We start from the raw sequence: 12,274 nt of genomic DNA on the forward strand, positions 1-12,274 counted from the left end.
TGTTTCTTTTGAAATCTTAGTCATAAAAAATACCTCCAAAGCTAAAGTTTTTACTTTAACTTTGGGGGTATAGGTCAGTAGTGCCTCTTTACGATACATAGATCGATTGTCAGAGAATCAACGCCAATAGCCAATCTTGAAACTGATAGGTCACGTAGTAGCCAATGGTAATGAATGGGACAAACGGAATCCGGTTGTCTTTTGGCCATGGGATAATGATTAAATATAGAATGGCACTGACGCAGGCAAAACAGGTTACCCAGAGCATAAAGCTAATCCCGGTCGAAATCCACAGTCCAAATAGGATATCAATGTCGCCATTACCGATCAGCCGTTCTTTTCGATTGAGCACTTGAAAACCAAGGTAGATAACAAGTGTTCCAGCCAATTCCCAAAGTGAATGGTGAAGGTTGAAGCCACAAGTAATCATGAGCAAAGCGATGCCTAAATGAGGAATTTGTTGGATTTCCAAATCAAACAAGCTTAGGGTGATCAAAATGGACATGATTAACAAAAAGTAATAGCTTGCTAAATTAATGGGTACTAGGGCAAATATCAGTCCTAAAAGAATTTCGGTTATAATCATTGTGACTGGAATTCTGGCTTTGCAGTATCGGCATTTTCCACCGAGGCTGATGTAACTAATCACCGGGATTAAATCATAGTAGGCAAGTTGGTGCAGACAGGCGGTACAGTGGGATCGGGGCCGGACAATCGATTCACCAGCCAGGCTGCGCTGAACTATGACGTTAACAAATGATGCAATGCTTGAACCAAATAAAAATTGTGTTATTATCATCTCGTTACCTCTAATATTTATATACGAGATTTAAATTCAATTTATTTTTTTGGATTTGTTGACACAAATTGTTTGGCATGATAAATTAGACAAGGTGCTTTTTGTGACAGATTCCTGAATAATCAGACATGCTGACTGTTTATGACAAAAAGTGTTGGGCGGTACACATTTATTTTTACATAAAAAAGAACCGCCTGGATGTGTGGACTTACATTGAAAATTTGAAAGGAGAACTTTTTAGATGCCTACAATTAACCAATTGGTCCGTAAAGGACGTCATTCTAGAACTTCAAAATCAAAGTCACCAGCTTTAAACTATGCTTACAATAGTTTTAAGAAGAAGGCTGTTACTGTTCCTGCCCCTCAAAAACGAGGTGTTGCAACTCGTGTTGGTACGATGACACCAAAGAAGCCTAACTCTGCTTTGCGTAAATATGCCCGTGTTCGTTTGTCTAACTTGATCGAAGTTACTGCTTACATTCCAGGCATTGGTCACAACTTGCAAGAGCATAGTGTTGTTTTGATTCGTGGAGGCCGTGTAAAGGATTTACCTGGTGTTCGTTATCACGTTATTCGTGGTGCTCTTGATACTGCCGGTGTTCAAGATCGTCGTCAAGGTCGTTCTAAATACGGTACTAAGAAGCCTAAAGAATAATCTCACTAATGCAATCTAAATATTTAGTTTTATAGAATCATGAGGAGGATAACGAAATGCCTAGAAAAGGAAATGTTCAAAAGCGGGAAGTACTTCCTGACCCAATTTATAACTCAAAATTGGTAACCCGTTTAATCAACCGTTTGATGTTAGACGGTAAGCGTGGAACTGCATCACAAATTTTATATGGTGCATTTGACTTAATTAAGAAAGAAACCAACAACGAACCAGTTGACGTGTTCGAAGAAGCTATGAAGAACGTTATGCCAGTTCTTGAAGTTAAGGCTCGTCGTGTTGGTGGTTCTAACTACCAAGTTCCAATCGAAGTTCGACCAGATCGCCGAACAACTTTGGGCTTGCGTTGGATCGTTAACTACGCCCGTTCACGTGGTGAGCATACAATGACTGAACGGCTTGCCCGCGAAATCATGGACGCAGCTAACAACACTGGTGCCGCAGTTAAGAAACGTGAAGATACACATAGAATGGCTGAAGCCAACCGTGCCTTTGCACATTATCGTTGGTAAGATCAGTTTTATTCTCAACAGCTCAAATTAATAAGTGGCTGATTTAGCCACTTTTTGTACGAATCGGAAGGAGTTACACAATGGCTAACACACGAGAATTTCCGCTAGAAAAAACTCGTAATATCGGGATTATGGCCCATATCGATGCTGGTAAAACAACGACGACTGAGCGTATCTTGTACTATACCGGTAAAATTCACAAAATTGGTGAAACCCATGATGGTGCTTCACAAATGGACTGGATGCCCCAAGAACAGGAACGTGGTATTACCATCACGTCTGCTGCTACGACAGCTCAATGGAAAGACCACCGTATCAACATTATTGATACCCCAGGACACGTGGACTTCACTGTTGAAGTTGAACGTTCACTCCGAGTTCTTGATGGTGCGATTGCCGTCCTTGATGCTCAAGCCGGCGTTGAGCCACAAACTGAAACAGTTTGGCGACAAGCATCAGATTATGATGTTCCGCGGATCGTATTTGTTAACAAGATGGATAAAGTTGGCGCTAACTTTGACTTCTCAGTATCATCAATTGCTGATCGGTTGAATGCTAAGCCACTCCCAATCCAGATGCCAATCGGTGCTGAAGATGATTTCGAAGGGGTCATTGACCTGATCGAAATGAAAGCCGATATCTATGATGAAGATAAACTTGGTTCTAACTGGGATACAGTTGATGTTCCAGACGAATACAAGGAAGAAGCTCAAAAACGTCGTGACCAATTGATCGAAACACTTGCTGACGTTGATGATGACATTATGAACAAGTACCTTGAGGGTGAAGAAATTTCGATCCCAGAAATCAAGGCCGCTATTCGTAAAGCAACTTTGAACTTGGAACTGTTCCCAGTATTAGCTGGTTCAGCATTTAAGAACAAAGGTGTTCAGATGTTGATGGATGCAACGATTGATTACTTGCCATCACCATTGGATGTTAAGCCTTATAACGCAACTGACCCTGAGACTGGTGACAAAGTTGAATTAAAAGCAAACGATGATGCCAGTTTTGCTGCTTTGGCATTTAAAGTTGCTACTGATCCATTCGTTGGCCGTTTAACTTACATTCGTGTATATTCTGGAACGCTTGAGTCTGGTTCATACATTTTGAACGCAACTAAAGACAAACGTGAACGGGTTGGTCGTTTACTTCAGATGCATTCAAATCACCGTCAGGAAATTCCTGAAGTATTCTCAGGTGATATTGCGGCTGCCATTGGTTTGAAGAACACCACTACTGGTGATTCATTAACTGATGTTGACCACCCACTTCACTTGGAATCAATGGACTTCCCTGATCCAGTTATCCAAGTTGCTGTTGAACCTAAGACAAAAGCCGATCAAGACAAGATGAACGTTGCTCTTCAGAAGCTTTCAGAAGAGGACCCAACTTTCAAAGCAACAACCAATCCTGAAACTGGTGAAACATTAATCGCCGGAATGGGTGAGCTGCATTTGGATATCATTATTGACCGGATGAAGCGTGAATTCCACGTTGAAGCCACTGTTGGTGCTCCACAAGTTTCATATCGTGAGGCATTTACTAAGCCAACTAAGGCACAAGGTAAATTCATTCGTCAGTCTGGTGGTAAAGGTCAATATGGTGATGTTTGGATTGAATTTACCCCTAATGAAGAAGGTAAAGGATTCGAATTCGAAGATGCTATTGTCGGTGGGGTTGTTCCTCGTGAATATATTCCAGCCGTTGAACAAGGTTTGAAAGAATCATTATCCAATGGTGTCCTTGCTGGATACCCATTGGTTGATTTGAAAGCCAAGTTATACGATGGTAGTTATCATGAAGTCGATTCTAGTGAAGCTGCATTTAAAGTTGCCGCATCACTTGCCCTTCGTAATGCTGCCAAGACCGCTGCCCCTGTAATTTTGGAACCAATCATGAAGGTTGATATTAACGTTCCTGAAGAATACATGGGTGATATCATGGGTCAAGTTACTGCTAGACGTGGCCGTGTTGAAGGTATGGAAAGCCGAAGTGGCGCTGAAGTGATTCATTCATACGTTCCTTTGGCTGAAATGTTTGGTTATGCAACAACACTTCGTTCTGCATCACAAGGCCGTGGTACATTTACCATGACGTTTGATCATTACGAGCCAGTGCCAAAGAGCATTCAAGCAGAAATCATTAAGAAAAATGGCGGCAATCCTGACGCCGAATAACAATGACTAATTAAGGACTAGAGGATTCTAGTTCTTTTTTTGTTGGTTGAAGGATCGGCTAGCTTGCTACAATTGAAACAAGCTTATTTTGAAATGCTAAAATCTATGGTAAAGTTGTATTAGAAAAATTTGTTCTGCAACCGGATAGGTAGATTGGTCACATAAAACCGTTTATCCCATGCATAGTACAGTTTTTAAGGAAATCAAATCAAGGGAGCTTTCACTGGACGTACCATTAATAGACTCCTGAAATTACAATTTGACTGAGGAGACGGCTTACATGTCATTTCCTAAGGACTTTAATCTGCTCAGTTTTTAAATTAATTCGCCAATGCCCTTGTTTTATGGGGCATTTTTTAGTACAATATTTGAGTACTTGTTTTTAGGGATTAGTTTGCCTAAAAATCATTACGTATTAGCTTTGATGTGAAAGGTTGCGACACACCCGGATGCTTTGCCATGGGTTTGGCGGTAATTTTCACGGAGTTAGTCATATTTTCAAAATAGACGAAGGAGGGAATACAATGGCAAAACAAAAAATTCGTATCCGCTTGAAGGCATACGAGCATCGCATCTTAGACCAATCCGCAGACAAGATTGTTGCTACTGCGCAAAGAACTGGAGCTACTATTTCAGGTCCAATTCCATTGCCAACTGATCGTACAATCTACACTGTTTTGGCTTCACCACATAAATTTAAGGATTCACGTGAGCAATTTGAAATCTTGACTCACAAACGTCTAATTGACATTTTAAATCCAACACCTAAGACAGTCGACTCATTAATGAAGCTCGACTTGCCAAGTGGTGTGGATATCGAAATCAAACTATAATAATTACAATATATTGGAGGTGTACTCATGACCAGAAAAGGAATCTTAGGAAAGAAAGTTGGAATGACTCAAGTTTTCACTGATAACGGCGAATTAGTTCCAGTAACTGTTGTTGAAGTGACACCTAATGTCATTATGCAAATCAAGACCGTTGAAAATGACGGTTACGAGGCTGTTCAATTAGGTTATTCTGATAAGCGCGCTGTGCTTACCAACAAGCCTGAACAGGGTCATGCAAACAAAGCTAAAACTACTTCTAAGCGCTTCATTAAAGAAATCAAAGATGTTGAGCTGGGAGATTACAAAGTATCTGACGAAGTTAAGGCTGATATTTTTGAACCAGGAGACATCGTTGATGTAACTGGTACGACAAAAGGTCATGGATACCAAGGAAACATTCATAAAGATGGTCAATCACGTGGACCAGAAACTCACGGTTCTCGTTATCACCGTCGTCCAGGTTCTTTAGGTGTTATTATTAACCGAGTTGTTCCTGGTATGAAATTACCCGGAAGAATGGGTAACAAAACAGTAACTATTCAAAACCTTGAAGTTGTCAGCACAGATCTAGACAACAACGTTATCTTAATTAAGGGTAATGTACCTGGTGCCAATAAATCATTCGTTACAATTAGATCAGCTGTTAACGGCGGATCAAAAAAGTAGAAAGGAGGCAACCATAGATGACTGATGTAGCATTATACAAACAAGATGGAAGCAAGAATGGTACTGTTGCACTTAATGATGGTATCTTCGGCATTGAGCCAAACAATAACGTCGTATTTGACGCAATTGTCATGCAACGTGCTTCTCTTCGTCAAGGAACGCATTCCGTTAAGAACCGTTCTGCAGTTCGCGGTGGAGGTAAGAAGCCATGGCGTCAAAAGGGTACTGGTAGAGCTCGTCAAGGTTCTATCCGTTCACCACAGTGGCGTGGTGGTGGAATTGTCTTCGGACCAACTCCACGATCATACTCATACCGTTTGCCTAAGAAAGTATCACGATTGGCATTGAAGTCAGTATTATCTGAAAAAGTTTCAGATGACAAATTGGTTGTAATCGATTCATTATCATTCGATGCACCTAAGACCAAGGACTTTGCTGAGATGTTAGACAAATTAAACGTTTCAACTAAGACATTAGTAGTTTTGGAAGATGACAACGAAAAGGCATTGTTATCAGCACGTAATTTAGAAAATGTAAAGGTTGTTTCTGCTAATGGAATCAACACTTTAGATGTTGCTGATCATGATAAAGTTATCATTACAAAAGCTGCTCTTTCTCAAGTAGAGGAGGTGCTCGCATAATGGAATCACGCGATATTATTTTACGTCCAGTAATTACTGAAGAGACAACCAGCAAGATGGACAATAAGACATACACATTCGATGTTGATTTACGAGCAACCAAGACACAGGTCAAAAAAGCTATTGAAGACATTTTCGATGTTAAAGTTGTTAAAGTAAACATCATGAACGTAAGAGGAAAATTAAAGCGTCAAGGTAGATATGCCGGTTATACTCGGAAACGCCGTAAGGCTATTGTCACCTTGTCCGCAGATTCAAAAGAAATCGAATTATTCAGTGAAGAATAATTTATAATCTGAAATTAGGAGGGAAACGTTGTGGCCATTAAAACATATAAGCCAACCAGTAACGGTCGACGCAATATGACAAGCTTGGACTACAGTGGCATTACTAAAACTAAGCCAGAGAAGTCCTTACTTGAATCAAAAAGCAAAACAGCCGGTCGTAATAACTATGGTCGAATGACTGTTCGTCACCGTGGCGGTGGAAACAAGAACCAATATCGTATCATCGATTTTAAACGTATCAAAGATAATGTTGAAGCGACTGTCAAAGCGATTGAATATGATCCTAACCGGACCGCCAATATTGCTTTATTAGTCTATGAAGATGGTGTTAAATCATACATCATTGCGCCTAAGGGATTGAAAGTTGGAGATAAGGTTGAATCTGGTCCTGATGCAGATATCAAGGCTGGTAATGCATTACCACTTTCGAACATTCCTGTAGGTTCAATTATCCATAATATCGAAATCAAGCCTGGTAAGGGTGGTCAGCTTGCTCGTTCAGCTGGTGCATCTGCCCAATTGCTTGGCCGTGATGGTAAATACTCATTGGTTCGCCTCTCATCAGGTGAAGTTCGTTTGGTTCTTAGCACAAACCGTGCTTCTATCGGTTCTGTTGGAAACGAAGAACATGAATTGATCAACGTTGGTAAAGCTGGTCGAACACGTTATAAGGGTCAACGCCCACATGTTCGTGGATCAGTTATGAACCCTAACGATCACCCTCATGGTGGTGGTGAAGGTAAAGCACCAGTTGGTCTTCCATCACCATTATCACCATGGGGTAAGAAGACAGTTGGTAAGAAGACCCGTTCTAAGAAGGCACGTTCAAACAAATTTATTGTACGTCGTCGTAAGGGTTCAAAGATGTAATTTAATCCACTAAAAAGAACTAATACTGAAACAGAGGAGGTTGCAAAATGAGTCGTAGTTTGAAAAAAGGACCATTTGCCGATGAGTACTTACTTAAAAAAGTAGATGCTCAGAAGGATCAAGACAAAAAGTCTGTTATTAAGACATGGTCACGTCGTTCAACGATTTTCCCAAGCTTTATTGGATATACATTTGCTGTTTATGATGGACGGAAACACGTCCCAGTTTATATTCAAGAAGACATGGTAGGCCATAAGCTTGGAGAATTTGTTCCAACGCGGACATTCCATGGTCATAATACTGACGATAAGAAGACTGTTTAAAGCAAGGAGGATAACAAATGGCTGAACAAGTTACATCAGCAAAAGCAACTGCTAAAACTGTTCGCATTGCCGCACGAAAGGTCCGTCTTGTAGTTGATCTTATCAGAGGCAAGAGCGTTGCCGAAGCCGCCGCAATCTTAGATTTCACCCCACGCGGTGCTTCTCCAGTGGTTTCAAAAGTACTTAAATCTGCTGTTGCAAATGCAGAAAACAATTTTGATTTAGATAGCGAAAACTTATTTGTTAGTGAAGCCTTCGTTAATGAAGGGGCAACTCTTAAGCGGTTCCGTCCGCGTGCTAAGGGTTCTGCATCACCAATCAATAAGCGAACTAGTCACATTACAATCGTTGTATCTGAAAAAGAGGAGGGGTAACGCGTGGGTAATAAGGTAAATCCTAATGGTTTACGAGTTGGAATCATTCGCGATTGGGAAGCTAAATGGTACGCAGGCAAGAACTATGCTGCATATCTTCGTGAAGATTTACAAATCCGTAAATATATAGAGAAACGTCTTGCTAGCGCGTCAGTTTCTACTGTTGAAATTGAACGTGCCGCAAATCGCGTTAATGTTTCGATTCACACTGCTAAACCAGGAATGGTTATTGGTAAGGGTGGACAAGAAGTAGAGAATCTTCGTAAAGAACTCAATGACTTAACTGGCAAACGGGTTCACATCAACATCATCGAAATCAAGAAGCCTGATTTGGATGCTAAGTTGGTTGGTGAAAACATTGCTCGCCAATTGGAAGGCCGTGTTGCATTCCGTCGTGCAATGCGTCAATCAATGCAACGAACAATGCGTGCCGGTGCTCAAGGTATTAAGACTCAGGTTTCTGGACGTCTTAATGGTGCCGATATGGCTCGAGTTGAGAGTTATTCTGATGGAACTGTTCCATTGCATACTTTAAGAGCAGATATTGACTACTCATGGGTTGAAGCTTTTACTACTTATGGTTCCATTGGTGTAAAGACTTGGATCTATCGTGGTGAGATTCTCCCTGAAAAGCCAAAGAACAGTAAAGCTGATAAAGGAGGGAAATAAACATGTTAGTACCTAAACGTGTAAAGCATCGTCGTGAACATCGTGGCAAGCTTCGCGGAGCCGCTAAGGGTGGCAAAACGGTTACTTTCGGTGACTACGGTTTACAAGCACTTGATTCACATTGGATCACAAACCGTCAAATCGAAGCATGTCGTGTGGCGATGACTCGTCATATGAAGCGTGGAGGAAGAGTTTGGATTAAGATTTTCCCTCACAAGTCATATACTGAAAAAGGTGTCGGAGTTCGAATGGGTAATGGTAAAGGTACACCAGCAGGCTGGGTATCACCAGTTAAGCGTGGTAAAGTATTGTTTGAAATTGGCGGCGTTGATAAAGCAACCGCTCATGAAGCATTACGCCTTGCATCAAACAAACTTCCTGTTCGTACTAAGATCATAGAACGTGAGGAAGTAGGTGGCGAATCAAATGAAGGCTAAAGATATTAATGAGTTAACCACTGCTCAAATGATTGATAAAGAAAAAGATTATAAAGATGAACTGTTCAATCTTCGTTTCCAATTAGCCACTGGTCAGTTGGAAAACACTGCGCGATTAAAGCAAGTTCGTAAAAACATTGCGCGGATCAAGACTGCACTTCGTCAACAAGAATTAAACAAGTAGAATACGATAAGGGAGGTATAATTAATGGCTGAAGAACGCAACGAGCGTAAAGTTTATCAGGGACGTGTTGTTTCTGACAAGAGTAACAAAACTATCACGGTTGAAGTTTCAACATACAAAACTCACCCACGTTATGGCAAACGTATTCGTTACTCAAAGAAATTCACTGCTCATGATGAAAACAATGAAGCTAAGACCGGCGACACAGTTGAAATTATGGAAACTCGTCCATTGTCTAAGACAAAACGTTTCCGTCTAATCAAAATTGTTGAAAAAGCGGTTATCATTTAACTTAAATTAATTATCGTATTCTATTTTAACGACGAAGGGAGGATATACCTGTGATTCAACAAGAAAGTCGATTAAAAGTTGCCGACAACTCAGGTGCAAGAGAATTGCTTACTATCAAAGTTTTAGGTGGCTCAACTAGAAGGTATGCCGGAATCGGCGATACCATCGTTGCTACTGTAAAACAAGCAACACCAGGTGGCGTTGTCAAAAAGGGTGATGTTGTTAAAGCCGTTGTTGTACGTACAAAGTCAGTTACTCGTCGTACAGATGGTTCTTACATTCGCTTTGACGAAAATGCTGCCGTTTTGATTCGTGATGACAAGAGTCCCCAAGGCACTCGTATCTTTGGCCCGGTTGCTCGTGAATTACGTGATAACAACTTCATGAAGATTGTTTCATTAGCTCCAGAAGTACTTTAATAACAACCAGGATATAAGGAGGTGCCGCAGATGTTCATTAAAACTGGTGACAAAGTTCGTGTTATTAGTGGTAAGGACAAAGGTAAGGAAGGGACAGTCACTAAGACTATCGCTTCAAAAGACCGTGTGATTGTTGAAGGTATCAACAAAGTTAAAAAGCATACCAAAGCTTCTTCTACCAACCCTCAAGGTGGGATCGTAGATGCTGAAGCACCAATCCACGTTTCAAATGTGATGTTAATTGATCCATCTACCAACGAACCAACTCGCATTGGGATCAAAGCTGAAGATGGCAAAAAAGTACGTTACTCAAAGAAATCGCAAAAAGCGATTGATTAACTTTTAACGAAAGGAGGATACCCTTTAAATGTCAAGTCGTTTACGAGAAAAATTCAATTCTGAAATTACCCCACACATGATGGATAAGTTCAGTTATAAATCAGTTATGCAAGCTCCAAAGCTTGATAAGATTGTTTTAAACATGGGTGTTGGTGATGCTGTTACTAACGCTAAGAATCTTGATGAAGCCGTTGCTGAATTAGCACTTATTTCAGGTCAAAAGCCTTTGATTACAAAAGCCAAGAAATCAATCGCCGGCTTTAGATTGCGTGAAGGTAATGCAATTGGTGCCAAAGTAACACTCCGTGGAGATCGGATGTATGACTTCTTGGATAAATTAATTAACGTTTCACTACCACGTGTTCGTGACTTCCATGGTGTAAGTAGCCGTGCTTTTGATGGTCGCGGAAACTACACACTAGGTGTTCGTGAACAATTAATTTTCCCTGAAATTGATTATGATAATGTTAACCGTGTCAGAGGTATGGATATTGTAATCGTAACTACAGCAAATACCGATGAAGAATCACATGAATTGTTGGCTCAATTCGGTATGCCATTTGCTAGATAATTGAGGAGGTTTCACATTGGCTAAAAAATCATTAATTGTAAAAAGTGAACGCCCTGCAAAGTTCTCAACACAAAATTACACACGTTGTGAGCGCTGTGGACGACCTCGTTCAGTATACAAGAAATTTCATTTATGCCGTCTTTGCATCCGTGAACTTGCCCACAAGGGTCAAATTCCTGGCATGAAGAAAGCTAGTTGGTAATATATTAAGAAGGAGGTTGTGCGCTGATGTCTATGACTGATCCAATTGCAGACTTTTTAACTCGCATCCGTAATGCGAACATGGTTTACCATGAAACAGTTGAAGTTCCTGCATCAAAAATCAAACGAGACATCGCTGAAATTCTCAAACGTGAGGGTTTTGTACGCGATGTTGAATATATCGAAGATGACAAGCAAGGCGTTATCCGGGTTTTCCTGAAATATGGAAAGGATAAACAACGTGTCATTACTGGCTTGAAGCGAATTTCAAAGCCAGGCTTGCGTTCATACGTGAAAGCAGATGCTGTTCCTAAGGTTTTAAATGGTCTTGGAATTGCAATTATTTCAACATCAAACGGTGTTATTACTGATAAGCAGGCACGCGCCCAGAAAATTGGCGGCGAAGTGTTAGCATACGTTTGGTAATAAATTCATTCAAATTGGAGGTGTGATAGATGAGTCGTATTGGTTATAAAACTGTTGTTTTGCCAAAGGGTGTTGAAGTTAAAACTGACGGAGACACAGTAACTGTTAAGGGTTCCAAGGGTACTTTATCTCGTGAGATGTCACCAGAAATCAAGATGAACGTCAAAGATAATGAAGTAAACTTCGAACCAATTGGCGACTACAATGACAAGATCCGTGCCTTGCATGGAACATCCCGTGCCAACTTCAACAACATGGTTGAAGGGGTTACAAACGGATTCAAGAAAACATTGAAGCTTGTCGGTGTTGGATACCGTGCTCAACTTAAAGGTAAAACTTTAACATTGAATGTTGGTTATTCAAACCCAGTTGAAATGAAAGTTCCCGATGACATTACACTTGAAGTTCCTGATAACACTACTATTCATATTAGTGGTATTAGCAAACAACATGTCGGTGACTTTGCTGCATCTGTTCGTGCCGTTCGTTCACCTGAACCATATAAAGGTAAAGGTATTCGTTACGAAAACGAACATATTATTCGTAAGGAAGGTAAGACTGGTAAGTAATTTATCAGCCTAA

21 protein-coding genes are annotated in these 12,274 nt (G+C 40.6%); 20 read left to right on the forward strand and 1 reads right to left on the reverse strand.

Features of this window, described 5'->3' with window-relative positions; translation table 11 throughout:
• Positions 1-109 precede the first annotated feature (109 nt).
• The gene (locus tag QUF07_RS04945; protein WP_217163383.1) at positions 110-799 is read right to left on the reverse strand and encodes a prepilin peptidase; all 690 of its coding nucleotides are present in this window, start codon (positions 797-799) and stop codon (positions 110-112) included.
• Positions 800-1,040: 241 nt separating this feature from the next.
• Between QUF07_RS04945 and rpsL the strand changes: the two genes are divergently transcribed.
• From rpsL to rplF, 20 genes are all read left to right on the forward strand, one after another.
• A complete protein-coding gene (rpsL, locus tag QUF07_RS04950) occupies positions 1,041-1,454 on the forward strand; it encodes a 30S ribosomal protein S12 (protein ID WP_054747207.1) in 414 nt (137 codons plus the stop codon).
• Between the two features lie 56 nt (positions 1,455-1,510).
• Positions 1,511-1,981, forward strand: coding sequence for a 30S ribosomal protein S7 (gene rpsG / locus QUF07_RS04955; protein WP_008855807.1), 471 nt, complete (start codon positions 1,511-1,513; stop codon positions 1,979-1,981).
• An 80-nt stretch (positions 1,982-2,061) separates the two neighbouring features.
• On the forward strand, positions 2,062-4,161 hold the full coding sequence (gene fusA, locus QUF07_RS04960; RefSeq protein ID WP_054747205.1) for an elongation factor G: 2,100 nt from the start codon (positions 2,062-2,064) through the stop codon (positions 4,159-4,161).
• A gap of 524 nt (positions 4,162-4,685) precedes the next feature.
• A complete protein-coding gene (gene rpsJ, locus QUF07_RS04965; RefSeq protein WP_013728505.1) occupies positions 4,686-4,994 on the forward strand; it encodes a 30S ribosomal protein S10 in 309 nt (102 codons plus the stop codon).
• Between the two features lie 27 nt (positions 4,995-5,021).
• Entirely contained in the window at positions 5,022-5,660 is a 639-nt protein-coding gene (gene rplC, locus QUF07_RS04970) for a 50S ribosomal protein L3 (RefSeq protein WP_289426913.1), read from the forward strand.
• A 17-nt stretch (positions 5,661-5,677) separates the two neighbouring features.
• Positions 5,678-6,301 carry a 50S ribosomal protein L4 gene (gene rplD, locus QUF07_RS04975; RefSeq protein WP_217163069.1) on the forward strand — a complete coding sequence of 208 codons (624 nt, stop codon included), beginning with the start codon at positions 5,678-5,680 and terminating at the stop codon, positions 6,299-6,301.
• Positions 6,301-6,588 (forward strand): 50S ribosomal protein L23, encoded by a 288-nt coding sequence (rplW, locus tag QUF07_RS04980; RefSeq protein WP_217163068.1) that lies wholly within the window; start codon positions 6,301-6,303, stop codon positions 6,586-6,588. The genes rplD and rplW overlap by 1 nt, the downstream gene beginning before the upstream one ends.
• A gap of 30 nt (positions 6,589-6,618) precedes the next feature.
• A complete protein-coding gene (gene rplB, locus QUF07_RS04985; protein WP_082622250.1) occupies positions 6,619-7,458 on the forward strand; it encodes a 50S ribosomal protein L2 in 840 nt (279 codons plus the stop codon).
• Positions 7,459-7,505: 47 nt separating this feature from the next.
• A complete protein-coding gene (gene rpsS / locus QUF07_RS04990) occupies positions 7,506-7,781 on the forward strand; it encodes a 30S ribosomal protein S19 (RefSeq protein ID WP_056983216.1) in 276 nt (91 codons plus the stop codon).
• Between the two features lie 17 nt (positions 7,782-7,798).
• A complete protein-coding gene (gene rplV / locus QUF07_RS04995) occupies positions 7,799-8,155 on the forward strand; it encodes a 50S ribosomal protein L22 (RefSeq protein ID WP_054747196.1) in 357 nt (118 codons plus the stop codon).
• A gap of 3 nt (positions 8,156-8,158) precedes the next feature.
• The gene (gene rpsC / locus QUF07_RS05000; protein WP_054747194.1) at positions 8,159-8,824 is read left to right on the forward strand and encodes a 30S ribosomal protein S3; all 666 of its coding nucleotides are present in this window, start codon (positions 8,159-8,161) and stop codon (positions 8,822-8,824) included.
• Between the two features lie 2 nt (positions 8,825-8,826).
• Positions 8,827-9,261 (forward strand): 50S ribosomal protein L16, encoded by a 435-nt coding sequence (rplP, locus tag QUF07_RS05005; RefSeq protein ID WP_054747192.1) that lies wholly within the window; start codon positions 8,827-8,829, stop codon positions 9,259-9,261.
• Positions 9,251-9,445, forward strand: a complete 195-nt coding sequence (rpmC, locus tag QUF07_RS05010; RefSeq protein ID WP_008211818.1) for a 50S ribosomal protein L29 — start codon at positions 9,251-9,253, stop codon at positions 9,443-9,445. The genes rplP and rpmC overlap by 11 nt, the downstream gene beginning before the upstream one ends.
• Positions 9,446-9,469: 24 nt before the next feature.
• Positions 9,470-9,736, forward strand: coding sequence for a 30S ribosomal protein S17 (gene rpsQ, locus QUF07_RS05015; protein ID WP_054747189.1), 267 nt, complete (start codon positions 9,470-9,472; stop codon positions 9,734-9,736).
• Between the two features lie 50 nt (positions 9,737-9,786).
• Positions 9,787-10,155, forward strand: a complete 369-nt coding sequence (rplN, locus tag QUF07_RS05020) for a 50S ribosomal protein L14 (protein ID WP_054747187.1) — start codon at positions 9,787-9,789, stop codon at positions 10,153-10,155.
• A gap of 30 nt (positions 10,156-10,185) precedes the next feature.
• Positions 10,186-10,494, forward strand: coding sequence for a 50S ribosomal protein L24 (rplX, locus tag QUF07_RS05025; RefSeq protein ID WP_289426914.1), 309 nt, complete (start codon positions 10,186-10,188; stop codon positions 10,492-10,494).
• Positions 10,495-10,522: 28 nt separating this feature from the next.
• Positions 10,523-11,065, forward strand: coding sequence for a 50S ribosomal protein L5 (rplE, locus tag QUF07_RS05030; protein ID WP_054747184.1), 543 nt, complete (start codon positions 10,523-10,525; stop codon positions 11,063-11,065).
• A 16-nt stretch (positions 11,066-11,081) separates the two neighbouring features.
• A complete protein-coding gene (locus QUF07_RS05035; protein ID WP_003635667.1) occupies positions 11,082-11,267 on the forward strand; it encodes a type Z 30S ribosomal protein S14 in 186 nt (61 codons plus the stop codon).
• A 26-nt stretch (positions 11,268-11,293) separates the two neighbouring features.
• A complete protein-coding gene (rpsH, locus tag QUF07_RS05040; protein ID WP_008855790.1) occupies positions 11,294-11,692 on the forward strand; it encodes a 30S ribosomal protein S8 in 399 nt (132 codons plus the stop codon).
• 29 nt (positions 11,693-11,721) lie between these two features.
• Entirely contained in the window at positions 11,722-12,261 is a 540-nt protein-coding gene (rplF, locus tag QUF07_RS05045; RefSeq protein ID WP_217163066.1) for a 50S ribosomal protein L6, read from the forward strand.
• The last annotated feature ends 13 nt before the right edge of the window (positions 12,262-12,274 follow it).

This window comes from Lentilactobacillus sp. TOM.63 (assembly GCF_030361045.1).
Taxonomy (GTDB): Bacteria; Bacillota; Bacilli; order Lactobacillales; family Lactobacillaceae; genus Lentilactobacillus; species Lentilactobacillus dabitei.